This is a genomic window from Pseudomonas weihenstephanensis, from assembly GCF_016812185.1.
Classification (GTDB): domain Bacteria; phylum Pseudomonadota; class Gammaproteobacteria; order Pseudomonadales; family Pseudomonadaceae; genus Aquipseudomonas; species Aquipseudomonas weihenstephanensis.
The window spans coordinates 125,523-151,273 of record NZ_JAAEBV010000007.1; the positions used below are offsets into that span (position 1 = coordinate 125,523).

The following is a 25,751-nucleotide window of genomic DNA, read 5'->3' on the forward strand; positions in this document are numbered from 1 at the left end:
TGCGCCGACAAGAAACAGGACACCCGTGATGCACGTCGACCTGATTGATCTACGCCTGTTTGTGAACATCGTGCAGGCAGGCAACATCACTGCGGGCGCCCGCCTCAGTCATTTATCGCTGCCCGCCGCCAGCGCGCGAATCAGGGCAATCGAGGCCTCGCTAGGCGTTGAATTATTGCAGCGCAGCCGACGCGGAATCAGCCCCACGCCCGCCGGTCAGGCACTGGCGCAACATGCCCGGTTGCTGCTGCAACAGGTCGAGCGCATGAACCATGATTTGAGCGAGTACGCCCAAGGCTTCAAAGGCCGCGTGCGTTTGCTGTGCAATACCGCCGCACTCACTGAATACTTGCCCGAACTGCTGGCCGACTTTGTACACCAACACCCTCACATCAGTGTCGATCAGCACGAGTTGACCAGCTTGCGCATCACCCACGCGCTGCGTCAGGACGCTGGCGACATCGGGATCATTTCTGACGCCGTCGACACCCAAGACCTGCAAACCCTGGCGTTCCGCGATGACCCACTGATGCTGGTGATTCCGCTCGACCATCCCTTGGCGCAGCAACACGGGCTGAGTTTCACTGCCACGCTGAGCCACGCGTATGTCGGCTTGGCGGCCCACAGCGCACTGGCGGTGTACCTGGAAGAACAAGCACTGCACTGCGGTTATCGCATGCAGACGCGTATTCGGGCCGAAGGTTTTGACGGTGTATTGCGCATGGTCGCCCGCGGTGCCGGACTGGGGATTGTGCCGCGCGCCACTATCGAGCGCTGGCAAGCACCGCGCACCTTTAAAGTGGTTGAGCTGAACGAGCCGTGGGCCGATCGCAAGCTGCTGCTGTGTGCCCGCTCGTTTGCGCACTTACCCGCCTATGCGCAGGCACTCCTGAAGGCGTTATCGGGTCTGTAATCCAGTAAGAATTGGCCCGAAAACCCGCACAACGGTATGCCTGCATTTTTACCGGGGGTACTATCGCGCACTTCATTGTGCAGATGGCTGGCTGACACCCGGCCTGATTTTCTTTGCGCGCCGAAAACAACAACGAACAGGGCACCTGATGGCTGACCACAACGCTCCCCCCATCACACTCAAGCGCGGCTTGAAAAATCGCCATATCCAGCTGATTGCTTTGGGCGGCGCCATTGGCACAGGGCTGTTCCTCGGCTCGGCGGGCGTACTCAAATCGGCCGGACCGTCGATGATCCTTGGCTATGCGATTGCCGGGTTTATCGCGTTTTTGATCATGCGCCAGCTGGGCGAAATGATCGTCGAAGAACCGGTCGCAGGCTCGTTCAGTCACTTTGCGCACAAGTATTGGGGCGGTTACGCAGGCTTTTTGTCGGGCTGGAACTACTGGGCGTTGTACGTACTGGTGGGCATGGCCGAACTGACCGCTGTGGGCAAATACATCCAGTTCTGGTGGCCTGAAGTGCCGACCTGGGTCAGCGCGGTGGTGTTCTTTGTGTTGGTCAACCTGATCAATACCTTGAACGTGAAAGTCTTCGGCGAAATGGAATTCTGGTTTGCCATCATCAAGGTGGTGGCGATTGTCGGCATGATCATCCTCGGGTGCTATCTGTTGTTCAGCGGCACCGGCGGCCCGCAAGCGTCCATCAGCAATCTGTGGAGCCACGGCGGCTTCTTTCCCAACGGTGGCACCGGTCTGTTGATGGCAATGGCGTTCATCATGTTCTCGTTCGGCGGTCTGGAGCTGGTGGGCATCACCGCCGCCGAAGCCAGCGAACCGAAGAAAGTCATCCCCAAGGCCATCAACCAGGTGGTTTACCGGGTGCTGATTTTCTACGTTGGCGCGCTGACCGTGCTGCTGGCGCTGTACCCGTGGGATCAACTGCTGGTGACCCTGGGTGCATCCGGCGATGCTTACAGCGGCAGCCCGTTTGTGCAGATTTTCGCGTTGATCGGCAGTAACACCGCAGCGCAAATCCTCAACTTTGTGGTGCTGACCGCAGCGCTGTCGGTCTACAACAGCGGCGTGTACTGCAACAGCCGCATGCTCTTCGGCCTGGCCAAACAGGGCGATGCGCCCAAAGCGCTGATGAAGCTGACCAAAAACGGTGTACCGTTGCGGGCACTGGGCGTGTCGGCGCTGGTGACGATGCTGTGCGTGGTGGTGAACTATGTGGCACCGCACAAGGCGCTGGAGTTGCTGTTTTCGCTGGCGGTTGCGTCACTGATGATCAACTGGGCACTTATCAGCCTCACCCATATCAAGTTTCGTAAAGCGATGGCCGCGCAAGGCGTGGTGCCTTCGTTCAAAGCCTTTTGGTCGCCATTGAGCAACATCGTATGCCTGATCTTCATGGCCGTGATCGTCGCCGTAATCTGGATGATCCCCGACGTTCGCGCCTCGGTGTATGCGATCCCGGTATGGCTGCTGATCATTTATGTCTTCTACCTGCTGCGTCTGCGCACCGGTAAGCCATTGGCCACTCTGCGTTAAACGTGACTCAGGCACACAAAAACCCCGGCGCTCGTTGAGTTCCGGGGTTTTTTATTCGACGCAAAAAACCGGGAAGCCCGCCCGACGCGGGTTCCCGGAAAAGTCGTTATTCAGGCTTGCGGTAGCTGTTGATGATGGCCGAGAAATCTTTGCCGCCTTCGCCGCGCAAACTCATGGCCTGATACAACTGCTGAGCCACGGCGCCCAGCACCACGGGCTGGTGCGCCTGACGTGCCGCCTCGGTGGCCAACCCCAAATCCTTAAGCATCAATTCGGCACCAAAACCGCCGGTGTAACCCCGCGATGCAGGGGCCGTCTCCACGATGCCCGGCCACGGGTTATAGACTTCAGAGCTCCAGCAGCGGCCCGTCGAGCTATTGATCACCCCAGCCAACACCTGCATGTCGATGCCCAGCGCCGCGCCCAACGCCATGGCTTCACTGACACCCACCATTGAGATGCCCAGCAGCAGGTTGTTACAGATTTTAGCCACTTGGCCGGTGCCCACATCCCCGCAATGGACGATGTTGCGCCCCATCTGAGCGAGTACCGGGTGCAAGGTGTCGAACAGCGCCTGCTGCGCGCCGACCATAAAGGTCAACGTACCCGCCTGAGCGCCGCCGGTGCCGCCAGACACCGGCGCATCGGCCATGTGCACACCTTGTTTGGCCGCTGCGGCTGCCACATCGCGCGCGGTTTGCGGGTCGATGGTGCTGCAATCCACTGCCGGAACACCCTCGCCTATCCCCGCCAAAACGCCCTCGTCGCCCAGCCATACACTGCGCACATGCGCGGCTGCCGGCAGCATCGTGATCACCAGTTCAGCACCTTGCGCCGCTGCACGCGGTGAGGCGCTGATATGACCGCCTTGGTCAGCAAGCTCGGCCATAACAGCGTGGTTCAAATCAAACACATTCAACGAATGCCCGGCTTTCAGCAGGTTGCGCGCCATCGGTGCGCCCATGTTGCCCAAGCCTATAAATGCAATTTTCATGACGCGCTCCTCAACGAAGATTGATGGTGGTGTTAACGCCATCATTCACGCTGTCATCGTCGAACCAACGACTGGTGACGGTCTTGGTCTGGGTGTAGAACTGCACGACTTGTTTGCCGTACGGCCCCAGATCCCCCAGCTTGGAACCCCGCGAACCGGTGAAGCTGAAGAACGGCACCGGCACCGGGATCGGAATGTTTATACCGACCTGCCCAACGTCGATTTCGCTCTGAAACTTACGTGCCGCCGCACCGCTTTGGGTAAACAAACCGGTGCCGTTACCGAAGGGGTTGGCGTTGACCAGCGCGATGGCTTGCTCAAGCGTATCGACCTCTAGCACCACCAACACAGGGCCAAAGATTTCCTGGGTATAGATCTGCATGTCAGTGGTTACGCCCGAAAACAGGGTCGGGCCAACAAAGTTGCCTTGCTCGAAACCCGGCACGCTGACGTTGCGACCATCGAGTTCCAGCGTTGCGCCTTCTTTGATACCGCTTTCAATCAGCCCCAGCACGCGCTCTTTCGCACGCTTGGAGATCACCGGGCCAATGTCGGTGCCCGCCTCGCTGCCGGCGTTGACCTTGAGTTTTTGCGCCAGCGCCTTGAGGTCTGGCAGCCATTGCCTGGCCGCGCCCACCAACACCACCACGGAGGTGGCCATGCAGCGCTGACCGGCTGCGCCAAAACCGGCACCCACCAGTGCATTGAGGGTTTGTTGGCGGTTGGCGTCGGGCAGCACCACGGCATGGTTCTTGGCGCCCATCATTGATTGCACGCGTTTGCCATGACGACCGGCCAAGTCATACACGTGGGTGCCGACGGCGGTTGAGCCGACAAACGACACGGCCTTGATATCGGCGTGGGTGCACAGCGCATCGACCACGTCCTTGCCGCCATGAACCACGTTGAGCACACCCGGCGGCACCCCGGCTTCGAGCGCCAGCTCTACCAGCATCAAGGTCGACAGTGGGTCCTGCTCCGAAGGTTTGAGCACGAAGGTGTTACCGCAGGCTATCGCCATCGGGAACATCCACAGCGGGATCATGGCCGGGAAGTTGAAGGGGGTGATGCCTGCGCACACACCTATTGGCTGGCGCAGTGTGTAGGTGTCCACCCCGCCCGCAACGTTTTCAGCGAATTCGCCCATTTGCAGGGTGCCGATGGAGCACGCGTGCTCAACCACCTCCAGCCCACGGAAAATATCGCCCTCGGCGTCGGCAATGGTTTTGCCTTGCTCGGCGCTAAGGACTGCGGCAATGCGCTTGGAGTGTTCACGAATCAGTGCTTGCAGCTTGAGCATGATGCGCATGCGTGCGCCAATCGGCGTCAGCTTCCAGGTCTGGAAGGCGCGTTGGGCCGCTTCAATCGCTGCGTTCACTTCACTGGCGGTGGCGAACGGCACTTTGGCCAATACTTGCTGAGTGGCCGGGTTGACGATGTCGTGCCACTCGGTGGTCTGCGACTCGATCCACTCACCATCAATCAGCAGGCGGGCGTTTTGATACGGGGTAGAAGCCGTCATGAAGGTCTCCGAAATTATTCTTATGGGAGCGGGCGCCGGGTTGGTCGCGGGACTGTTTTTGGAGTATAGGTGTGCGTTCTTCTAATAAGAACGCACATAAAAGCCGGTCTAACATGCAAAAAAACATCACATCGTTAAGCGCATTGAACTGGGATGACTTGAAGTTTTTTCTCGAAGTGGCCCGTACCCGCAAAGCCAGCACCGCCGCCAAGCGACTGGCGGTGGACTACACCACGGTGTCTCGACGCATCAGTTCGCTGGAAGCCGCACTCGGCACTTTGTTGTTTGAGAAGTCGCGCACCAATGGCTTCACGTTAACCAACGAAGGTCAGCGTTTGCTGGGGTATGCCGAGTCCATCGAGAGCACGCTGCACATGGCGTGCGAGCAGGTTTCAGGCTCGGGCGTGGCGTTGTCGGGGCATGTGCGGATGGGGTGCACCGAGGGTTTTGGCAGTTTCTTTATCACGCCGCAGCTCAGCCATTTTGTGGACACCTACCCGGCGATCTCGGTGGATATCCTGCCGCTGCCGCACTTCATCAGCCTGTCCAAGCGCGAGGCCGATATCGTGATTGCGCTGGAGCGCCCGGAACATGGGCCGTACGTGTGCTGCAAATTGTGTGACTACCGATTGCAACTGTTCGCGACGCAGGAATATCTCGACGCGCATCCACCGATTGTGCGGGCCTCAGACTTGGCCGAGCATCCGTTTATCAGTTACGTCGACGATCTGGCGTTCAGCTCCGAGTTGCTGTACCTGGCCAATGTACTGCCCGGCGCCAGCGCCAACCTGCGCAGCACCAGCGTGATCGCGCAATACGTCGCCGCACAGCAAGGCCGCTCATTGGCCATCCTGCCGTGCTTTTTGGCGGCGCAAGATCCGCGTTTACTGCCGGTATTGCCGAACGAAATCAACCTCACGCGGCAGTTCTGGATGTACTGCCGCGAGGACTTGAGGAAGTTGAAACGCATCACCTTGCTGTGGGATTACATCCGCGAGGTGACGGAGCTTAACGGTCCGTTGCTGCTGGGCGAAACGCATATCCTTCGGTTTGCAGACTGAGTGCCTGCAAGGAGTAAGGGAGCAACTTCGTAGCGAGGTCAATAGTTCTTGGCAACGGTTTGTGACAGGCCTTGGTACGCAACTTGTGACAGCCGGACGGTATCCGCAGACACTGAATGCTTCGGCCTACAGAGGCGCCCACAAGCGCGTTGAGGACCTATGCAGGTGCGCCGGGCTACGGGGGAATCGACGGTGTTTATAGTAATGAGGTGACCAGAGAGATTTTTCTGCCAGATTCTCGAAGAGGCTTGCAAGCACCACCACGAGAGCACCCGTCACAGCCACCCAGTAGAACGCAGACGACACCCCCCCTGAAGGCCTTCGACCAAGTGTTGATATCAAGAAGGTGTGTTGGCCGGACGGTTGGGTCAGGCAAGGTCCCAGGTTCCCGCGATAAAATCGTTGTCAACTTGGCGTGTGGTGATGCGCTGTCGGTCCAGTTCGGCAAGTGTCAGCATCGTGTTGCTCCTCATCAATAAGTCAGTCGGACGGAATGCCCTTCTTCCCTATAGTGAGGAGTTTTAAAACTGCGGCTGCTTGAAACCTCCAAGATCAAGCTCATGCAGACGTGACAAAACTCCCGAACCAACGCCTTCCCAAGCGACACCCTGAACCAAGGACAATTCAGCTCGCATTCAGGACGCTTCCTACATATTTTCCTTCCATAGCTTGTTAGCTTGGCTCGCTTTGGTTTTCTCACAAACTCACAGGCATATAGTTCGCTGGCCCCGTGTATGTGGGACTACGCTGCATGCCTGGAAGGGAGCAGTGGATGTTCAACGCAAGCCCTAAAACGGATTTCAGCCTAACCATCAGCGACTTCAAGCACGACCTTCAGATCCTCTCATTCACCGGCCAAGAATCTATTAGCGCTCCCTTTTCTTTTGATCTGGAACTGGTCAGCGAACGTCCTGATTTGGACATCGAAAATCTATTGCACAAGCAAGCCTTTCTGGCATTCAACGACAGTGACGCAGGTATTCATGGGCAGATTTACCGTGTTGCACAGGGTGACTCCGGTAAGCGCCTGACCCGTTACAGCCTTACGCTGGTCCCGCAGTTAACCTATTTGGCGCATCGGACCAACCTACGGATTTTCCAACAACAAACCGTCCCGCAGATCATCGCGCAGATTCTTGAAGAGCATGGTATCCAAAGTGACACCTACCGATTTCAGTTGGGCTCGATCTATCCAGCACGTGATTACTGCGTCCAGTACAACGAATCCGACCTGTACTACATTCAGCGTCTGTGCTGGGAGGAAGGTATCCACTACCACTTTCAGCATTCGCAACAAAGTCACGCACTGGTATTTGGTGACGACCAAACCATATTCCCCAAGCTGGGCAGGCCAACGGCCTATGTGCAGGACAGCGGCTTGGTCGCCGATGAGCCCGTAGTCAAACGCTTTAACCTGCGCCTTGCGACCCGAACCAGTCGAACAACGCAACGTGATTACGACTTTGAAAAGGCCCGCATCACGCTGGAGGCGGACTATCGCCCTGCCGCCCGAGGCAGACAGCCTGACCTGGAAGACTACCAATACCCCGGTGGTTTTACTCAGCGCGAACGAGGCAAATTGTTGAGCCAGAGAGCTCTGGAAGGCCATCGAGCAGATTACCGTCAGGCCGAAGGTAAAAGTGATCAACCCACACTGGTCAGCGGCCACTTTCTTGAACTGTCGCAACACCCGCGCCAAGAGTGGAATGACCTCTGGCTACTGACCTCTATTCGCCACGAAGGCCTGCAACCTCAGGTTCTGGAGGAGAGCCTTCCCAGCGACACCAGTGACCGTAAGGACGATTTCCATCAGGGCTACCGCAACACCTTCACGGCAACTCCGTGGGATGTGTTCTATCGCCCACAGCAGGCCTATGAGAAGCCTCGGATACTTGGCAGTCAAACCGCTTTGGTTACCGGTCCCAAAGGTGAGGAGATACATTGTGACCAACACGGGCGGGTTAAGGTGCAGTTCCATTGGGACCGCGAAGGTCAGACCAATGACAAAAGCAGTTGTTGGCTGCGAGTCGCTTCCAGTTGGGCGGGCAACAGCCATGGCGCGGTAACAATCCCTCGGGTCGGCATGGAGGTACTGGTGTCATTCCTGGAGGGTGACCCCGATTCCCCCCTGATCAGTGGTTGCCTGAATAACAGTGCTAATCCCGTCCCCTACGAACTGCCCGCCCACAAGACCCGCAGCGTCTTTCGCAGCCGCAGTTCACCAAACAGCACGGGCTTCAACGAATTGCACCTGGAGGACCGTAGCGGCCAAGAGTTGATCTACCTGCGCGCTCAGCGGGACATGGAACAGAAGGTTGAACACGATAGTCGCTTAGAAGTCGGTAACGAACGTAAGGAAATCATCAAGGGCAACAGCATCGCGGTGCTGGAAGCTGAAGAGCAACGCACTGTCACCGCAGACCGAAAAGTCCAACTCAAAGCCAACGACTACTTGTTGGTAGGTAGCAGCAGTCATACCCGTGTCGGGCAAACACTGGTCGTCGAAGCAGGACAGGAAGTCCACATCAAATCCGGAGCCAATCTGATTCTGGATGCGGGCGCCAGTATTACCTTAAAAGCCGGTGGTCAACACATCGTGATTGGTCCCGGTGGGATCTTCAGCAGCTCCGATATACAACTCGGCGGTGCCCCGGTTGGAGGAACTGCGGCCAATCCAATATTGCCGGGTGCATTAACTGCGCTAATGGTTCCTACCGCGCTCCCGCCTATGATTGCCCCTTCCCAGTACGCTCTGATGGCCATCTCAAAAGTTAAAAGCCCTGATTTCTGCCCGATCTGCGAGGCCTGCAAAAATGGTGTTTGTCTGATTGAGGGAGCCACAGCATGACCAACAGGTCTCCTCAGCAATGGATGATCGAACAACGCCAACTCGGGCATTTTTTATGCCTGATTCTGGACTCCGAGGACGAACGCCAAACACGTCAGGCTCTGTTGGATTCTCAAGACGCTGACCAGTATTGCAGTGTGTACAGCGAGACACCGGTCGCAGATCTGGCGGATGCAGGGCCCTTCATGTTCCTTATCGACAACCCGGAAGATGGGCGCTTGAATGAGTTGCTCAAGGCCCCTGAAAGGAACTGGGGATGGCTTGCCAGTATTCCACCTGAGGCAGGGCTACAGGAGCTGGTCAAACATTGGCGTGAACGTCTGATTGTCGGGACGAGACCGTATCAAGCGCTCTATCGGTTCCATGACAACCGAGTATTGACCCGCGCACTGAAGCACTTAGCCACTGGGGCTATTGCGGGGTACTTGGGGCCCATTATCAGCGTCTGCTACTGGCAAGGTCAGCGCTGGGAAATGCTCAGTAATCCCACACCGGGTAACCATCCCGCTCCTGAAAGCCCTGCATGGTGTGACGTTCCCGTTGAGGGCGATCAGTCCGCACACATACGCGAGGTCAATGCCCGTCGCTACTTGCTGGCCGAACATCTGGATGCCTACGCCCGGATTGCTGAACAACAAAACCCCGATCTATGGCTCAGCACTCTGTTGGCCTTGGCTGACACTTGGGGTTGGCAAGCACCGGAGCAACTGGAGTTCTTGATGGTCCAGAGTTTAAAGGAAACAGACGGTACGCTTGCGGAGCGCTGGCAAGCCCGCCCTGATGAAACTCCGGCAGCTCATTTCGAGCGGGTTTATCAGACAACACAATTTTGGCAAGGAGATGCCCCGCTATGAAGCAAGTACTTAAAGCCCTGCTCTCGGGAGGCTGCATAGTCCTGACAGCAGGGTGTGCTACTGGGAAGTCGGAAAGCTTCACCTTTACGGCTGACCTCCCTCCGAACTTCACTTATCAGGCCGTAGCCAAATATGCACCTGTCAAGGGAGAAACCTGTACGGTTAAAAAACCCGACGTTGGTTATAATCAAAGATGGCATTTAGACCACAAAGAAAGATACAAGATCGACTCTGAAATCCCCATCTACCGAACCGTTGAAGGTTGCCGACTGGCTATTTATCGCTTCGAACTGGATATCTACGGAACTTATGGAAAATATCGTGGAGACTTCGGCGCAGATTCAGCAATGATTATTATTAGAGAGCAACTTGAAGAACAATACAAAGGAGCTTTTGATCCTGCTGGAGAAAGTGCCATAAATGGTCAGTGCCAATGGCTATTCCGTACTGTAGGCCCTAAGCGATATATAAGAAAACTCCTCGATTGCAAAAAAGTTGACGATCAGGGCATGGTGACGAAAGGGCGCCCTGTTGGGGCTTACACCTTGGATCAACTGCCGGGTAAAACCGTAAAGCTGAAGATCAAGCTGGCTGATGAGGAAAGGCCCGGCTGGGGAGACACTTGGGTCAAGGTCCCGAATGGCTGGAAGCGCTGTATGGGGAAAAGTTTTGAAGATCAAGACGCTTATTGCTTCGGAAACCATAAAGACTTCAGCAGTTTCAAAATGCCAGATGGCCGCGACTGTACCATTTACCCAGGCTGTACCGAATAAGGAAATCACTCAATGAGCACTTTGGATGAAGAACTGAAGCACCCGCTAAACAGCCGTATGTTTACCTGCCCTGTTCAAGGTAAATGGACCAGCTTTCAGTTAGTGGATGAGTTTGGCGAGGGGCGATCTTATGCTGGGCTGTCTTATAAAGTTATCGATACGGAGGGTCACCCATACACCGGCAAGCTCGACACCACGGGCACAGGCAAGGTAGAAAATCACTTTGCGGGTCCAATCGTCTTAATGCTCGAAGAGCAATATCAAGGACAAGAGCTGACCTATGTTCGCCGGATGCAAAGACCTAACTACCCACTCCCAATAACCGAACTTCAAGTCCGCGCCGAGCAAACTCGTTACTTTCATAAAGACGGCTCACGAACCCAAAGCAATCCGGCGCAAGCCTGTGCGGACTTCTTCTGCCAAGTCGAAGTACGCCACTTGGTTGACCATGTTGCGCATTTACCGCCTGAAGTCGAGTGTCACTTTCCACTCAATCATGGTTGGGCCACGCTGATGCGCGAGCATGGCAAGCACGGTGTCTGCCTGCTTCCCAACAAGCACAACGTGTTGGAGGTTCGCCCTTTACGTGCTCTACGTCCGATGCTCTCCACCGACTCACAGTTCTGTGCGCTGAATCTGTATCAGCTCGCCATTATGGCCACCCTGAGCTACAACCCATTTGGTCAGGCACCAGATAAAACGCCCATCAAAGACAAAAAAGTAAGTTTCCCGCAAAAACCAAGCATGGGTAACTGGTTTGGTGACGCATTGGCCAAGTTCGATGAAATCTGGAAAGCCGACCCAGCCCAATCCAAGGCGTACTACCCGCTCTACGAAGATGTACCGTACTCCAAGCGTCTGGAAGTCGTGCCGTTTGATCCTGACCTATACCCAGTGAACAGCCCTGATTTAGAAGAAAAGCAGGAGCATCCGGCCAATATTCATTTCCTTGATGATCGAGACCAAATTGATAATACCGACACCCAAGCGTTTATCACGCATAACGATGAGCTGATCCTGATTTCGGTACGCGGCACCAATGAAAAGTTAGCGGATGGGCTCCGTGATGCCGATGCACTCCAAGTACCCTTTGCGGAAGGCGCGGGTAAGGTTCATCGAGGATTCTATGAGGCTGCGCTGAAGGTCTATGACCTCACGATGAAGTATCTCGACAAGTTCCACACCGGACAGAAGCTGATTGTCTGTGGTCACAGCTTGGGGGGAGCAATTACCTTGCTGCTCTCGGAGATGCTACGCCGTCAGAAGGAATATGAAGTCGACATCGTGCTGTACACCTACGGTGCCCCAAGAGCTGCTGACGCTACCTTTGTAAAAGGGGCTGCTGACTTAGTGCATTACCGCATGGTCAACCATAACGACCCAGTGCCGAGCGTGCCTGGAACATGGATGAACACCAAGACCTCGGTCTATGCGACAGGGGCAGCTTTAACCTTCTTAAACGTCCCTACGGGGCTCGCCGTGTTTTCTGCGGGCATTACCAACCTTAGCGGTGAACCCTATGAGCACCACGGCAAGTTGCGTCACTTCTTTCCGGTGGAGCTTGGAGGCAAAGAGAAATCTTCGATCCTCTGGGAGCCTGGTTGCGACACCATTACCCAGCACGCCGCCTGCTCGTTGTCTGTGCAGCAAATCAATGGCCTGCCCAACCGCCCCGGTTTGATTTCTCAGTTTTTTCATGGTGGCAATCATTCAATGGTGGGGGGCTATATCCCCAGTAGCTGGGCCGCTCTTAAACGTGCGCAGGAATCGCTGAAGCTCAAGAGCTCGCTGGTTACCGACCGTGAATTCGACTTCATAGATGGTGCTCTGACACGAATTACCGAGCAGTTGCGCAGTAAACGCAATGACTTGCGGGGTCGTGGTGAGAAGTATCGTGAAACCCACGAACCAGTAGTTGATGCATTCAACCGAGAGGTCGATAAAGTGCGAGAGACCCGCGACCGATTAGCGACCGTGCATAAGGATAAGGTTGACGGAGCGAAGGTCTACGGCTCGTTTTCACTGCAACCTGAAGTACTGGCAGACAACTTGCTTCGCTGGGAGGCGCACCCAGAAAACAGGGTAGCCGAACAATTGGCCATGGCGCCGCCCGCTGTCGAAAGCGACCATGAGTTATTCGCGTCAATATTAGGTCGCCCAATCGGCGCTGCACACACGCTTGATATTGATTCAATCGTCTGAAACAAAGCGATAGCAGGCAACGCTACGAAATGGCTCCCTGCAAGATATCCGGCAGGTTACCCGATTCAAGGGTCTGAATATCACTCGTGGTCAACTGCGAAATTTCATTGAGTCGCCCGCCAGTGACAACCCCGAGGCTCAGCAACCAGCGCTTCCAAGAAGCCTCAGAAAGCTTTGCAGCGTAGGCCATGAGTTCGCCTACTTGTCCCTGCGTAGCCCCCGTGATCATTGGGTTAACCCTTACTCCCTGGCAGTTCTGGATGCACTGCCGCGAGGACTTGAGGACGTTGAAACGCATCACCTTGCTGTGGGATTACATCCGCGAGGTGACGGAGCTTAACGGTCCGTTGCTGCTGGGCGAAACACGGGAGTTAACGTTTGCCGATTGAAACGGACCTGAGGCACGCGGCTCAATCGGTTGCGCAGCGGTCGTATATCGGGTGACTGCGGCGTATCAGCCGCCGCGCTTTGAATGACATTACGGCCGCTACGCGCCCCGAGGCAGCCGCGCATGACACGTCAGCGGCTGCCGTATTTACGTGCGCCAGGCATGGGTTTAGTCGGCGATGACGACAATCGCGACCCGGCGGTTTTCGGTGCGCCCGGCGCGGGTTTTGTTCGAGGCCACAGGTTCACGACTGCCCAGGCCACGCACCTGGATATTTTCAGGACGCATGCCGACCTTGGTCAGCGCTTTGACCACACTGTTGGCACGGCGCACAGACAGCTGTTCGTTGTAGGACTCCTGCCCCGAAGCATCGGTGTGTCCATCCACGCGCACGCGCTGGATGTCCACCGCCAGCAGCGCAGTGCCAATGCGCTCAACGATTTCCTGGCTCTGCGCGTTCAGCACTTCAAGGTCGCTGCCAAACAGGACTTTACCTGACAAACCAAACGCCCAGCCTTCGTCAGTCAACTCAAAACCCTGCTGTTTGAGCACAGCGATTTGCGCCGGGCTCAGGCCTTTTTGCGGGGCCGTCTGGCAACCGCTCAATGCCAGCGTCGCCAGCAACAGGGTGAAGCCAAAAAACTGTAAGTAACGCTGGGTAAAAGCACGCATAGGTGTCTAGCTCCTTGTATTTGCGGGGGACGCAAGCTGCTGCACTTGCGAAAGGTGTTGGCCGCCCCGGTCCATCCGCTTGGCCTGGTACATCGCAGTATCGGCGGCATTGAGCAGGGAGTCCGGGGTGGCACCATGTTCGGGGTAAACCGCAACGCCGATACTGAGCGAGGTCACCACCTGCGTCTGATCGGGCAAAACAATCGGCGCCAGCATGCTGGCAATGATCTTGTCAGCGATACGCTCGGCGTCTTCGGTCTTGTGCAGCGGCGTCAGCAGGATTGCGAACTCATCACCGCCCAAACGCGCCACCAGGTCTTCTTCACGCAATTGGGCGCGGATACGCGTGGCCACGGCCACCAATACGGCGTCACCTGCGGCATGACCATAAGTATCGTTGATACCTTTGAAACGATCACTGTCGAGAAACAGCACGGCGGCTTTTTCGTTGGCCTTGCTCAGAACACGTAATGTGCGCGCCAACCGTGCTTCAAAATAGGCGCGGTTGGGCAGGTCGGTCAGGGAGTCATGACTGGCCTGATGCGCCAGGGTTTCGTTCTCATGCTTCAAGTGACTCTGCCAGGACTCCAACTCATCAAGCAGCGCGTTGAAGTCATTGCCCAGATTATTCAACTCTTTGATGTTGGCCGCAGGTACACGTCGGTCGAAGGCCCGTTCACGGCGCGCCGCGTGCGCAACATCGGCCAACTGACGAAGTGGCCCCGTAATGCCATTGAGCAGGCGCCGAGACAAAAACAATGCACTCCAGGCGCTTAACACCGTGCACACCAGGATGCCGAGCAGGCCGCTGATCAAGAACCGCAGCATGTTGGCGCCGTGGCCCCTGAGCGTGACGGTGCCCACTTCTCGCCCCTGATGCAGGATCGGCAGGGTGACGGGCTGCGCGAGCAAACTGTTGGCCAGCAGCATTTCGACTTTAGACAGCAGGTCTGTTTCCGGGCGCTTCCATTGCGCCAGCAGCTCACCATCGGCGGTAAACACTTTGGCCTCGGCCACCGCCTCGGTAGACGCAATCAGGGCCAGTGCTTCGGTGGCTGCCGCACTGTCATCGAACACCACTGCGGCTTCGACGGTGTAGTTGATCGAGCGCCCGATCAGGTGCAAGTTGTGGTCGGCGTACACCTTCAGTGCAATCACGCCCAGGATGGTCAGCGACACGCTGGCCATCGTCACCGCCACCATCGCCAGCCCCAAATGCCCACGGCTAAGTACAGAGCGCAAGCTGCGTCGGTGCTTGGTGTTATTGAGCGCGATCATGGTTGTGCCGCCCTGCGGCGCGACAACTGCAACACGCTGGGATGAATACGCACGCCGCTGCGGGCGACGGAGTCGAGGTTCACTTCAAAGGACACTTGCTCATCGGCCACACGCAAACAGAACAGCGTGCCGACCGTGCATTGATCACCGCCCTCACTGATGCTCAGCACCGCATGCCCCGTAAGTGCATTGAACAGGCTGCTGCGCTCTTCGTCTGAGAGCTTCCCCAAATACAGCGCATTACAGTCGTCGGCTATGGTCGGATTGTTCACCAACAAACGGCGGACGAACACCTGCCTGCCACTGGATTGCGTGGCGCCTTTGAGCAGGTCATCGGTGTATTCGGTGGGGCCGACCACACACAGTTGCAGTTGAGCGGGTTCAATCGGCCAGCGTGCGTAGCTCAGAATGCCGAGTACCACTTGCGTCACGGCTTTGGCACGCTGATCAGCCAAACTAATCGGCGCTTCAGGTTGGGCAAAGCAGGGAGTGCTCAACAGAAACAAGCAGAGTGAAAGCAGCCATCGCCGCACACCACCACGCTGCTCTGAAGACGAGGCAGCCACATCCATGCAGGAATTCTCTGATTTCTATGTAGGAATGATGCCGCAACGATAGCACAGCCCTTGTATAGACTGTGATACACGTCACGTTACGGCACCTGCCCTACCTTCGTGTCGCGTGCACGATTTAACCTAAACCCAGCATCAAACCACTCAGGCGTTTGACCTTGCGCAGTACAGCCCCTTCAAAAACGCCAGCACGAGGTTCTACAAGACTAAACCAGTGCTTGGCCCGCGTGATGCCGGTGTAAATCAGCTCTTTGGTCAACACCGGGTTGAGCGCCTCGGGCAGTACCAAAGCGGTATGAGAAAACTCCGAGCCTTGAGACTTATGCACCGTCATGGCGTACACCGTTTCAACATCATTCAGACGGCTTGGTAGCACAAAACGGATGCCTCCCTGACCATCATTGCGCGCGAACGCCACGCGCAAAACCTGACGCTCGTCGTGCCCCTCGCGCTCAGGGAGTTTGAGGGCGATGCCTATGTCGCCGTTCATCAGGCCCAGCCCGTAGTCGTTGCGGGTCATCAGCACCGGGCGCCCTTCGTACCACTGCTGGTCGCTGTCTATCAGTTGGCGGGCAAACAACGCGCGCGTGATGCGCTCGTTCAAACCCTCCACACCCCACGGGCCTTTTCGCACGGCGCAGAGCACTTGAAACCCTTCGAATGCGTTCAGTACGGTGCCCGCCCATGCCGCCCAGCAAGGGTCTTCGAGGGGCGCACCCGCCACAGGGCGTTGCTCGCGCAAGACATTCAGGTAATGCCGATAGCCTTTGGCTTCGTCCCCGCAGCCCTCAAGCACCAAACGTTCAAACCGTTTGTCTTGCTCGCCACTCAGTGGCCACGCAGACAGGTCCGCATACGCGCCAGAGGTCAGTAACGCGCGGGCCTCTTGGGCCTGCTGCTGGTTGACCAGACGGGAGAGCTGCCCGATGCCGCTGCCTTCACCAAAACGCCGCGAGTGACGCAGCATCACCACTTGTTGGGCCAAGGGATGCGAACCCTCGGTATCCGTTTGCAAACCACTGCCCGCCAGGTGTTCGCCGCTAATCTGCTCCAGCCATGCTCGGGTTGAGGGGCTGTACCAGCCTGCTTCTGCGTCGCGACACAGATCACCGAGTACTGCACCGGCTTCAACCGAGGCCAATTGGTCCTTGTCGCCCAATAACACCAGACGCGCATGATCAGGCAGCGCATCGAGCAGGTTTGCCATCATTTCGAGGTCGATCATCGAGGCTTCGTCGACGACCAGAACATCCAGCGGCAAGCGATTGCCCGCGTGATGACGAAAATGCCGCGTCCCCGGACGGCTGCCGAGCAGGCGGTGAACGGTGGTCACATCACTGGGGATTTTTTGCCGTAGCGTGTCGTCCACTTCCAGAGACTTGACCTGAAGGCTGATGGATTCGGTCAAACGTGCGGCCGCTTTGCCCGTGGGTGCGGCAAGGCGAATACGCAGCGGCGCACCGGCTTCAACAGCCGGTGCTTGTAACAGCGCAAGCAAACGCACCACGGTGGTGGTTTTACCGGTCCCCGGCCCGCCCGTTACGATGCTGAATGCGCCACGCGTGGCCAAGGCACATGCCAGCTTTTGCCAATCAATCGGCGCATTCGCTTTGGGGCTGCCGAACAAGTTGTTCAGACGTGCAGGCAAATCAGCCGGGGTCACCTCCGCCGTGGTCAGACGTTGGCGCAAGGCACTGTCGATTCGTCGCTCGTACGCCCAATAACGACGCAAATACAAACGCCGCTCGCTCAGCACCAAGGGGCGACTGGCGGCATCAGCCGTCGAGAAGCCCGCGTGCTCAACCAGTGGACTGGCCTGCAATGCCGTGCACCACGCGTCGCCCTCCAACGCTTCCAGCAGTTGCGATGGCAACAACATGGCGCCGGTTTGCACGTCCCCCTCAGGCGGCAAAGACAGTGCAAAGTCAGGCGCTTTAAGGGTTTCAAACAGGTCAAGACACACGTGGCCGTGGCCCAACTGATGGCTGGTCAACGCCGCTGCCAGCAGTACCAGCGGATCGCCCTGCGGCGCCCGCTCGTGAAGAAAAGCGACAAACGCTTTATCCAGCGCGCGCAGCCAGCCGCGCTCCACCCAACGTTCAAGCAACAGCAGCAAGTCTGCGGCGCGATCCAGAGGTTGCAGTTGCGCCAGGCTCTCGGCCGTCAACGGCGTGGGTAACAGTTCGGCAAACGAGCGACTCATAACAACACTCCCTGTTCCCACGCGGGGGCCGCCGGTATTGGCCGAGGCTTGCCCTGGAACATCAGGTCCAGGCTTTCAATCAGAACTCTGGGTGGTCGCGTAAAAAATACGCCCTGACCTTGGGAACGCGTACCACGTAAAAACAGATATAACGCACCGCCCATGTGCTGGTCGTAGTCGTAATCTGCCAACCGCGCCTTGAGCTGGCGGTGCAAGGCCAACAGGTACAGCACGTATTGCAGGTCGTAACGGTTGTCCAGAATGGAGGCCGTCATGGCCTCTTCGGTGTAAGCCGTATCGTCTGCGCCCAACCAGTTGGATTTGTAATCAGCCACGTAATACCGCCCTTCGTGTTCGAAAGTCAGGTCGATAAAACCTTTGAACATGCCATTAAGCAGGCTCGGCTCAGCCCCTGCGCGCGCCGCCCCGCCATGCGTATGCTGACGCACCCGTTGATCGAGTTGCAGCACGTCGACGTTGTGGCTGGCAAACCAAAACTCCATTTCAATCTGATACTGCGTCAGCTGGCTAAGGACGACAGCCGGTTGGCCATTGTTCAGACGCAGGGGTTCATCTTGCAGATGCACCAACCACTCGCTCAGGGTGTCGATCCAGCCTTCCCAGCCACGCCGATTACAACGCCGCGCGACAGCATCTTCGATAGCCGCTGGTTGCGCCTTGAAACCCTCACTGCCCGCCCACTCAAGCAAGCCATGCAAGAACGTCCCAGGATTTGGCCCACGGGGGAAACGGTGGATATCACCGCCGCTGAGCAACACATCACGCGGTGCATCTGGGTCCAAGCGCTCGTCATCTGACAGCTTTTGTGCCAAAGCACTTTCCGGCGCTTCGCCAGCGCTGAGGCTGTCACCAATGCGTAAAGCACTGTAGGAAGCAATCCACCAGTTTTCCGCTGCACGGCGTGTCGGAATCAGCGGTTTGAGCAACGTGGCCGAATTGAGTGGCGGGTAAAAGTGGGCTTCGCTGGCGGGCGGAGCTGCTTGGCAGTGAATCGCCGGGCAATCGTTTTGCAAGTCCGCAAGCCAGCGCTCCAGCCCTGGTGATTCGGTCAACAGGGCACCCCCGCCGAGCAAATAGCCCAAGGCTGAGGCGTGTAACACCGAGCGGTTGTTGTTGCCTCGTTTCAGGTCAGCCACGCCCAGCCAGCAGGCATGTTGTGCGCGGGTAAGTGCCACGTAGAGCAAGCGCAAATCTTCAGCCAGGCGTTCATCGTCGGCTTGAGTGATCAATTCAGGTGTTGGTTTCAAACTGACCTGTGCGTGGCCTGCGGCATCGTGAAAATGCAGGGGTAGACGGCTGCCATCCACAGGCTTGGTCGAGCAGATAAATGGCAGGAACACCAACGGGTATTCCAGCCCCTTGGACTTGTGAATGGTCACTACCTTGACCAGTTGCTCGTCGCTTTCAAGTCGCAGAATTTGTTCTTCACCGGCCTGGCCCGACAACGCCAAATGCTCGGCCAAGTGCCGAATCAGCGCCTGTTCGCCGTCCAGTTCGCCGGCCGCTTGTTGCAGCAACTCGGACAGATGCAAGACGTTGGTCAGTATTCGCTCGCCCTCCGTGCGGGTCATCAACGCTTGAGGCAATTGGAAGTCATGCAGCAAGCGGCGCAGCATGGCCAGTACGCCTTGCTTGCGCCAGATGTCCCGGTAGCCGCGGAACTGCATGACCCGCGATTCCCACGCCAGTTCGTCCTCATTCAGACGCTCCAGTTCGATCAATGGCAAGTCCAGCGTGATGCAAGCCAGTGCGGCCCGCAGCGGCCGTTCGACGTCAGGCTCGGCGCAGGCTTTGAGCCATGCCAGCACATCATGTGCTTCCTGAGCTGCGTAGACTGAATCCTTATCTGACAGGTACACGCTTCGCACGCCACGGGTCGATAATTCACGCCGTACCGCCTGAGCTTCTTTACCATCGCGCACCAAGATGGCGATGTCGGCGGGCAAGACGCCGCGCAAGGCTTCACCGTCTTTGGCAAAACCGCAGCGTCCCTGCTGGCCGCCGTTGAGCAGCTCTACAATTTGGCTGGCGCACACGGCCGCCAGTTGCTGGCGGTAAACCGCTCCGCTGAGGGGTTGCTCGGCGGGCAGTTGCCAGAGGTTCATGGCCGGGACGGACTGGCCCTCAAGCTGTAGGACTTCTTTGCGGCCTTGGGATTTAACTGAAACAAAGGGCACAGGGTTTTCAGACCCTTCGCGAAATAGAAACGCACCTCGGCCGGTGTCTCGATGTTCGGCACGTTCAAATACATGATTAACCGCGCTGACCATCGCATGGCTGGAACGGAAGTTGGTGTCCAGTGTATGCAGCCGGTCACGGGTGGCGTGACGAGCACGCAAGTAGGTATAGATGTCCGCGCCACGAAACGCGTAGATGGCTTGTTTGGGGTCGCCGATCATGAACAGACCCGTGTCGGGGTCGTTGGCCTGGATGCGATAAATGGTTTCAAAAATGCGGTACTGCACAGGATCGGTGTCTTGAAACTCATCAATCAGCGCTACCGGAAATTGTTCGCGTATCAGGGTCGCCAAACGCTCACCGCTCTCTGCTTGCAAGGCAGTGTCCAGCCTCACGAGCATGTCATCGAAGCCCATCTCGGCGCGACGGCGTTTTTCCTCCTCAAAACGTGCACTCACCCAATGTGCAGCGTGCTCCAGCACAGCCGCATCGGGGCTTGGCAACGCATCGAGCGCTGCTTTCAGGTCGCGCATGGTATCCAAGGCTGGGTGCTGCGGGGGGGCGCCTTTTTTCCAGGCTTCGGCCATGCCGTCCGGGGTCAGGCGCGTAAAACCTGTGCCCAGGTCCAACTGCTCCAGTGACTCATCCGCCGCCCACGCGCTGAGTTTTTCAAACCAGGGTTCAAAGTAGCGCGCCTGCATTTTTCGGCCATCGACAGCTTTATCGGCCACGCCTTGCAGGCATATCTGACGTAACTCTTGAGCCCATTGCAACCAGGGGGTTTTGAGCTGCAACAGCGCTTGGCGGCGTTCGTGCAAACAGACCTCGATCATTTCGGCCGGTGTTTGCTCGGGGTGTTGGGCCGCTCGCGAGCTACCAAACAAGGCGCGGACCCGTGGTAATAAAGCCGCGGGACCGCTCCAGTTTGAGCGCACCCAATTCAAGGCATCGCCCTGCATCGGGTAGCAGAACAGTCGCCAGTAATCGCGTAGCACTTCGCCCAGCAGGTCGCTGTGATCGGTTTCGAGGGTTTGCGTGAACAGACTGCCGCTATCGAAAGCATGCTCACGCAACATGCGCTGACACCAACTGTGAATGGTGGAAACCGCCGCTTCGTCCATCCATTGCGCTGCGATATCCAGACGCCCGGCACAACCTGCCCACTGCTCGATCTCGAACGCTTCGCGCAGTTGTGCGACCAAGGTGTCCGGGGCTTCAATTTCGTCCCGAAAAAAACGCGCTGCTTCAGCAAGACGTGTACGAATGCGATCGCGCAGTTCTTTGGTCGCGGCATCGGTGAAGGTGACGACCAGTATTTGTGGCGGTAAGAGTTCGCGTCCAAAGCCTGTTGCTTGCGAGCCGTGTCCTAGAATCAGACGCAGGTAAAGTGCCGAAATGGTGAAGGTTTTGCCAGTGCCAGCACTGGCTTCAATGAGTTGGCTGCCGCGTAACGGAAAGGACAATGCCAAAGGAAGTGCGTGCGCGTTCATTAGCGAGCCTCCTCGGCCGTCAAGGACCGCCACGACGCTTCGAACAGTGGCCGATAAAGTGCGTCACACCATTCTTCAAACTCCCCACAGGCCATAAGTGCAGCGAAGTCAGGGAACTGACGAGACAGCGCCGCGCTTTCCCGGCGCTCACCTTCACTGGTCTGGCCGTCACCTTCATAGGCCTTTTGCGCAGCCGCCGCGGCTTTGGCAGCGTCGGGTTGGGCTAACCAGGCAAAGGCTGTTTTCACGGCGACAGGCAGCGGGCGCCCCATGCCAATTCTCCACGTTAGAAGCAGGTTGGCGAGAATGTCGCCTGCCTGTTTGGGCGCAAGCGGCGCAAGGAGCAAGGTGTCATCGCTGGCCACCAACGCCGTGGACATGTCTAACCCGCTGGCACAGGCCACTAAGTGGTTGACCCACGGTCGGGTCAACCGATGCCACTTACGGGTTTTAATGCCCCCGATGCTATTAGGAATCGTCGTGATGGACAGTAAGCCGTTATCACTACGTTGGTGCAGATGACTCAACCAGCCCTCAAGGATCAGGCCTTGCTCTGCAAAACTGACCGGCAAGGCGCTGTTCAAGGGCGTCGGCCAAAGACTCACCAATTGCTGATAACGCTGGAGCACGTCAGGCAGTGGCTCGATCAACTCCTGCTGCAATGCCTCGCCAAAACCGGCCATCGGCAACAAACCGCTGCCCTGTAACCGCAGGGCGCGGGTATGCAACGCTTGTTCGAGTTGATCGGGTTGTGCCAGCGCGGCTTCGAGCAAGCTGTCGCTCAGGGTGTAACGCTCCAGTGCATCAAGCACGAAGGGTTCCTCATCAGCCAAAGGCACTTCTGCCGCCTCAAAGTAAACCTTCAGGCGCTGACTAAAGAAGTGACGCACAGGATTACGCAAAAAGTCTTGAAGCTGAGTCAGGTTGACCGGTTCTTCCTGGTGATGGGCCGACAACATCGCGGGTGCAGCATGCTCGGGTTGTGCCTCATGGAGTTGCTGCCATTCACGGGCGTAACTGAACAGTTTGGGATTACCTTCGTGGAAATATCGGGCACTGAAGGGTTGAAGCGGATGCTCTTGGGTCATGGCTTCAAGCAAGTCCGCACCGTTAGAGAGTGTCCAGCCACTGGCCAAGTGGTCACGAAGCTGGCCGATGAGCACGCAGGCCGGACGCTCACTGTTGTCGCGAATACTGCGGCCTACCCAGCTGATATACAGTTGATCGCGGGCGGACAATAGCGCTTCAAGCAGCAGGTAACGGTCGTCTTCACGGCGAGAACGGTCGCCGGGGCGGTAATCGCTACCCATCAAGTCAAAGTCCAGCGGCGGTTGGGCACGCGGGTAGTCACCGTCGTTCATCCCCAGCAAGCACACGAGCTTGAATGGAATGGCTCGCATCGGCATCAAGGTGCAGAAGTTGACCGCGCCCGCAAGAAAGCGCTGCGAAAGTTTGCCTTGGTCCAGACCGGTCAGCCACGCTTCGCGCACGACCGTCAGCGGCAACTCATCGTCCAGGCCCACAAGTTCGCAGGTTTCCAGCCAGTTCTCGCGCAGCTCTTCGAGCTGGGCCAGCAGGTAATCGTCGTGCTCAGTCTCGGCCTGAAAAAACAACTGCATCAGGGCTTGCAAACGCTCGCCCCACTGCTGCGGCAAAGCAGGCTGCGAGAGTTCTTGATGGGCGATTTCAAGGGCATCTAGCAAGGCGACCAGCGGGCCAATCAGGACGGCATCAAGGCCACCTATTTCATCGTAAGGCTCAATGCCATCGCAGGCTTCGCCACTGCCAACGGCATAGCCGAGCAACATACGGCGCAATCCAAAACGCCAACTGTTCTGCTCCAGGTGCGCAGGCAGGCCCAGCCCTTCACGCTGTTCGGCATTCAACCCCCAGCGAATGCCCGCGCCTTCAATCCAACGGTGCAACGTAGGCAAGTCGCGTTCTTGTACGTTGAATCGGGCACGTAAGGCCGGCACGTCCAAGAGGTCTAGAATTTCGCTGACCGGGAATCGACTGTCAGGCAACTTGAGCAAGTGCTCGATCGCGATCAAAAGAGGATCACGCCCGCGCTGGCCCTGGTCGGCCAAGGTAAAAGGAATAAAGCGGCGGTCATTACGCTCGATCTGCCCGAACACCGCGCGAATGTGCGGCGCATAGCTGTCGACATCCGGCACCATCACGATCACATCTCGCGGCTGTAAATCCGGATTCTCACTGAATCGTGCGAGTAGTTGATCGTGAAGGATCTCGACTTCACGTTGCGCGCTGTGGGCAACGTGAAAACGAATTGACTGATCTTTCTCCAGCTCAATAGCAGGCCAGCACTCGCGTGTTTCATTGAGCGGGCGAAGCTCCAGGATGTCGTCCTGTAATTGGTTAAGTAGATTGCGCGGTTCAACTTCACTGAACAGGTCAATCCGACCATCACGGAACGCGGAACGGTAGCTGTTGGGGTCGTCGAAACTGTCGAGCAGATTGATGTAGTCGCGCCCCTGCTTGCCCCACGCAGCTAGTAGCGGATGGGCGTGCTGATGCAGGATATCCGCGTCCAGTACTGTAGGCATTCCCGCTTTGCGCGCTTGGCGCTTGTACTGATGACGCAGCAGATCTTTGTCTGCAACGATGTCAGACCAATGGTGGCGGCAAGGGTTGTGTACACATAGCAATACCTGACTGAAACGTGCGAGACCTGCCAATGCTTCGAGCGCTTGCGCGGGCAGAGAAGAGATGCCGAACACAATCACCCTGGCGGGTAACCCGGACGGGGCTTGTTCGAGGCTGTTGATTTTTTCTATAAAACGCTGATGAACACCCGCCCGACTTTGGGCCATGCCCTCTTGCCCTACATCCAGCAACAGGGCACGCCACAACTCGGCTTGCCAGCAGTTGGCCGGGCTCAAGGCAGGCGTTTCGCCTCGTGCATTGCGTAACTGATGGCGGCCAGCAGCCCAGTCTTCCAGCCAGTCAGCGCGGTAAACCTGATATTGGTCGAACAGATCCGCGAGCCGCTCTGAGAGTTGATAGCGTTTGCGCAGGTCGGTGTCATGGGTAAGAAAGCGCTGCAACGGCTCAAAATGCGGTAGATCAATCAGTGCTGGTAACAAACGCATCAGGCGCCAGGTTAACGGAGCCTTGTCGAGCAAAGACTTAGCAGGGATTTGTTCGCTGCCCAGCACCAGACGATAGAGTTGCCATAAAAATGTACCGGGTAACTGGACATCAATCGCTGCCGCTATACCACAACCACCCAAGTCATCATCCTGAGCATCTTCTGCCAGGGCCAACTTGAGCCATTGCGCGATCCCGTTGCTTTGCACCAGCGCTATTTCATTCTCCAAGGGTGCCAAGGGATACATGCGCATCCAGCTCACGACCAGGCTGCGCAGTTCATCAAGCCGGTTACCGTGAACCACCATAAAACCCGCATTGAGGGGCGTAGCAACCGACATATCGGCATCCTTTGGAGAAGATTAAAAACCCGGAGGCGAACCTTAACATCGCCCAGTCATCTGAGTGCAACGCAAGGTACATACGCGCTCAATATGCCTTCAAATAATGGGAGGCTTACGGCTGGCGATATCAATAGCGTCGTTTATGAGATGTAGCCGATCAGTAATGGACATATCGCCAACAGGGCAAGTCCGTTTAGAAAGCCAGTCCTTCTGGTTTTACATGACCGAAACGTTTCACCTCCCGCAGCGTTAGTCGTTCTAAGCGCAGGTCAACGGGGAGGTATAGAAACACCATGAGATCAAAAGCGTCCTCAAGTGCGCAGCCCCACCCCCTTATCGAGCCAACGACAACTGCCCGGCTTGCGCGGCGCATCTCATGAAGTAAACGCTCACACCGCTGCGTTTTTTCGACCTGATGTTGATAAGGCGGGTTACTGGGTAGCCACAAAAAATCATCGGCCTCCAGATGTGTCGCACACAGTTCGTACGCCATGCTCTGGCCAGGGTAGTCGTGCCGGTCCCTGCGGCACCCGTCATGAGGATGTTGCGAGTCATACTTGCCTCTGTCTCGCCAAGTGCTATCAAACCTCATACCAAATGACAAAAACGGTTATTCACTGGCCTGCTCACGTTTCGAGATACGACACCGAGCGTAGTTACATAAAGTGGGAACCCCTGATGCTTCCATATACGCCGATGACAAAGCAAAGATTCAGCTGTTTGGATCAAGAATATTTTTCGAGCGCACAAACAAAATCCCCATCTGCGTAAGCAGACG

The 25,751-nt window shown here is 57.0% G+C and carries 17 protein-coding genes and 1 pseudogene; 8 read left to right on the forward strand and 10 right to left on the reverse strand.

All coding sequences use genetic code 11. The features are described from left to right. Positions 1-28: 28 nt before the first annotated feature. Together GYN01_RS20175 and GYN01_RS20180 are read left to right on the forward strand one after the other, a co-directional pair. Entirely contained in the window at positions 29-913 is an 885-nt protein-coding gene (locus GYN01_RS20175) for a LysR substrate-binding domain-containing protein (protein WP_048402726.1), read from the forward strand. A 148-nt stretch (positions 914-1,061) separates the two neighbouring features. Continuing rightward, positions 1,062-2,465 (forward strand): amino acid permease, encoded by a 1,404-nt coding sequence (locus GYN01_RS20180; protein ID WP_048365938.1) that lies wholly within the window; start codon positions 1,062-1,064, stop codon positions 2,463-2,465. A 106-nt stretch (positions 2,466-2,571) separates the two neighbouring features. Here GYN01_RS20180 and mmsB read toward each other — a convergent pair whose 3' ends face one another. Beyond that, positions 2,572-3,459 (reverse strand): 3-hydroxyisobutyrate dehydrogenase, encoded by an 888-nt coding sequence (gene mmsB, locus GYN01_RS20185; protein WP_203307666.1) that lies wholly within the window; start codon positions 3,457-3,459, stop codon positions 2,572-2,574. A gap of 10 nt (positions 3,460-3,469) precedes the next feature. Beyond that, positions 3,470-4,981, reverse strand: coding sequence for a CoA-acylating methylmalonate-semialdehyde dehydrogenase (locus GYN01_RS20190; RefSeq protein ID WP_048365936.1), 1,512 nt, complete (start codon positions 4,979-4,981; stop codon positions 3,470-3,472). Between the two features lie 113 nt (positions 4,982-5,094). Between GYN01_RS20190 and GYN01_RS20195 the strand changes: the two genes are divergently transcribed. The 5 genes from GYN01_RS20195 to GYN01_RS20215 all read left to right on the forward strand — a co-directional run bounded on the left by GYN01_RS20195 (position 5,095) and on the right by GYN01_RS20215 (position 12,719). After that, positions 5,095-6,042 carry a LysR family transcriptional regulator gene (locus GYN01_RS20195; protein ID WP_048365935.1) on the forward strand — a complete coding sequence of 316 codons (948 nt, stop codon included), beginning with the start codon at positions 5,095-5,097 and terminating at the stop codon, positions 6,040-6,042. A 772-nt stretch (positions 6,043-6,814) separates the two neighbouring features. After that, on the forward strand, positions 6,815-8,890 hold the full coding sequence (locus tag GYN01_RS20200; protein ID WP_203307667.1) for a type VI secretion system Vgr family protein: 2,076 nt from the start codon (positions 6,815-6,817) through the stop codon (positions 8,888-8,890). Beyond that, complete coding sequence (locus tag GYN01_RS20205) at positions 8,887-9,744, forward strand: DUF4123 domain-containing protein (RefSeq protein ID WP_203307668.1); 858 nt, start codon at positions 8,887-8,889, stop codon at positions 9,742-9,744. The genes GYN01_RS20200 and GYN01_RS20205 overlap by 4 nt, the downstream gene beginning before the upstream one ends. Then, positions 9,741-10,517 carry a hypothetical protein gene (locus GYN01_RS20210; protein WP_203307669.1) on the forward strand — a complete coding sequence of 259 codons (777 nt, stop codon included), beginning with the start codon at positions 9,741-9,743 and terminating at the stop codon, positions 10,515-10,517. Before GYN01_RS20205 ends, GYN01_RS20210 begins: the two co-directional genes overlap by 4 nt. Before the next feature lie 12 nt (positions 10,518-10,529). Continuing rightward, positions 10,530-12,719 (forward strand): lipase family protein, encoded by a 2,190-nt coding sequence (locus tag GYN01_RS20215; protein ID WP_203307670.1) that lies wholly within the window; start codon positions 10,530-10,532, stop codon positions 12,717-12,719. A gap of 22 nt (positions 12,720-12,741) precedes the next feature. Here GYN01_RS20215 and GYN01_RS20220 read toward each other — a convergent pair whose 3' ends face one another. Beyond that, a complete protein-coding gene (locus GYN01_RS20220) occupies positions 12,742-12,909 on the reverse strand; it encodes a hypothetical protein (protein WP_238936350.1) in 168 nt (55 codons plus the stop codon). A 58-nt stretch (positions 12,910-12,967) separates the two neighbouring features. Between GYN01_RS20220 and GYN01_RS20225 the strand changes: the two are divergent. After that, a pseudogene (locus tag GYN01_RS20225) lies at positions 12,968-13,108 on the forward strand (LysR family transcriptional regulator); the annotation flags it as partial. Between the two features lie 167 nt (positions 13,109-13,275). Here GYN01_RS20225 and yfiB read toward each other — a convergent pair. From yfiB to GYN01_RS20260, 7 genes are all read right to left on the reverse strand, one after another. Then, positions 13,276-13,779, reverse strand: coding sequence for an outer membrane lipoprotein YfiB (yfiB, locus tag GYN01_RS20230; RefSeq protein ID WP_203307671.1), 504 nt, complete (start codon positions 13,777-13,779; stop codon positions 13,276-13,278). A 6-nt stretch (positions 13,780-13,785) separates the two neighbouring features. Continuing rightward, the gene (dgcN, locus tag GYN01_RS20235) at positions 13,786-15,057 is read right to left on the reverse strand and encodes a diguanylate cyclase DgcN/YfiN (protein WP_048365926.1); all 1,272 of its coding nucleotides are present in this window, start codon (positions 15,055-15,057) and stop codon (positions 13,786-13,788) included. Beyond that, a complete protein-coding gene (yfiR, locus tag GYN01_RS20240) occupies positions 15,054-15,629 on the reverse strand; it encodes a regulatory sequestration protein YfiR (protein WP_048365925.1) in 576 nt (191 codons plus the stop codon). Before yfiR ends, dgcN begins: the two co-directional genes overlap by 4 nt. A gap of 118 nt (positions 15,630-15,747) precedes the next feature. Then, positions 15,748-17,832 (reverse strand): exodeoxyribonuclease V subunit alpha, encoded by a 2,085-nt coding sequence (gene recD, locus GYN01_RS20245; protein ID WP_203307672.1) that lies wholly within the window; start codon positions 17,830-17,832, stop codon positions 15,748-15,750. Continuing rightward, complete coding sequence (gene recB, locus GYN01_RS20250) at positions 17,829-21,521, reverse strand: exodeoxyribonuclease V subunit beta (protein WP_203307673.1); 3,693 nt, start codon at positions 21,519-21,521, stop codon at positions 17,829-17,831. Before recB ends, recD begins: the two co-directional genes overlap by 4 nt. Further along, the gene (gene recC, locus GYN01_RS20255) at positions 21,521-24,970 is read right to left on the reverse strand and encodes an exodeoxyribonuclease V subunit gamma (RefSeq protein ID WP_048402741.1); all 3,450 of its coding nucleotides are present in this window, start codon (positions 24,968-24,970) and stop codon (positions 21,521-21,523) included. The genes recB and recC overlap by 1 nt, the downstream gene beginning before the upstream one ends. A gap of 196 nt (positions 24,971-25,166) precedes the next feature. Continuing rightward, the gene (locus GYN01_RS20260) at positions 25,167-25,466 is read right to left on the reverse strand and encodes a P-loop NTPase family protein (RefSeq protein WP_203307674.1); all 300 of its coding nucleotides are present in this window, start codon (positions 25,464-25,466) and stop codon (positions 25,167-25,169) included. Between the last annotated feature and the right edge of the window lie 285 nt (positions 25,467-25,751).

Excerpts from the sequence above, each read along its gene's own strand:
- GYN01_RS20175 (WP_048402726.1), top strand. The coding sequence starts at position 29 with ATGCACGTCGACCTGATTGATCTACGCCTGTTTGTGAACATCGTGCAG.
- GYN01_RS20180 (WP_048365938.1), top strand. The coding sequence starts at position 1,062 with ATGGCTGACCACAACGCTCCCCCCATCACACTCAAGCGCGGCTTGAAA.
- mmsB (WP_203307666.1), bottom strand. The coding sequence starts at position 3,459 with ATGAAAATTGCATTTATAGGCTTGGGCAACATGGGCGCACCGATGGCG.
- GYN01_RS20190 (WP_048365936.1), bottom strand. The coding sequence starts at position 4,981 with ATGACGGCTTCTACCCCGTATCAAAACGCCCGCCTGCTGATTGATGGT.
- GYN01_RS20195 (WP_048365935.1), top strand. The coding sequence starts at position 5,095 with ATGCAAAAAAACATCACATCGTTAAGCGCATTGAACTGGGATGACTTG.
- GYN01_RS20200 (WP_203307667.1), top strand. The coding sequence starts at position 6,815 with ATGTTCAACGCAAGCCCTAAAACGGATTTCAGCCTAACCATCAGCGAC.
- GYN01_RS20205 (WP_203307668.1), top strand. The coding sequence starts at position 8,887 with ATGACCAACAGGTCTCCTCAGCAATGGATGATCGAACAACGCCAACTC.
- GYN01_RS20210 (WP_203307669.1), top strand. The coding sequence starts at position 9,741 with ATGAAGCAAGTACTTAAAGCCCTGCTCTCGGGAGGCTGCATAGTCCTG.
- GYN01_RS20215 (WP_203307670.1), top strand. The coding sequence starts at position 10,530 with ATGAGCACTTTGGATGAAGAACTGAAGCACCCGCTAAACAGCCGTATG.
- GYN01_RS20220 (WP_238936350.1), bottom strand. The coding sequence starts at position 12,909 with ATGGCCTACGCTGCAAAGCTTTCTGAGGCTTCTTGGAAGCGCTGGTTG.
- yfiB (WP_203307671.1), bottom strand. The coding sequence starts at position 13,779 with ATGCGTGCTTTTACCCAGCGTTACTTACAGTTTTTTGGCTTCACCCTG.
- dgcN (WP_048365926.1), bottom strand. The coding sequence starts at position 15,057 with ATGATCGCGCTCAATAACACCAAGCACCGACGCAGCTTGCGCTCTGTA.
- yfiR (WP_048365925.1), bottom strand. The coding sequence starts at position 15,629 with ATGGATGTGGCTGCCTCGTCTTCAGAGCAGCGTGGTGGTGTGCGGCGA.
- recD (WP_203307672.1), bottom strand. The coding sequence starts at position 17,832 with ATGAGTCGCTCGTTTGCCGAACTGTTACCCACGCCGTTGACGGCCGAG.
- recB (WP_203307673.1), bottom strand. The coding sequence starts at position 21,521 with ATGAACGCGCACGCACTTCCTTTGGCATTGTCCTTTCCGTTACGCGGC.
- recC (WP_048402741.1), bottom strand. The coding sequence starts at position 24,970 with ATGTCGGTTGCTACGCCCCTCAATGCGGGTTTTATGGTGGTTCACGGT.
- GYN01_RS20260 (WP_203307674.1), bottom strand. The coding sequence starts at position 25,466 with ATGGCGTACGAACTGTGTGCGACACATCTGGAGGCCGATGATTTTTTG.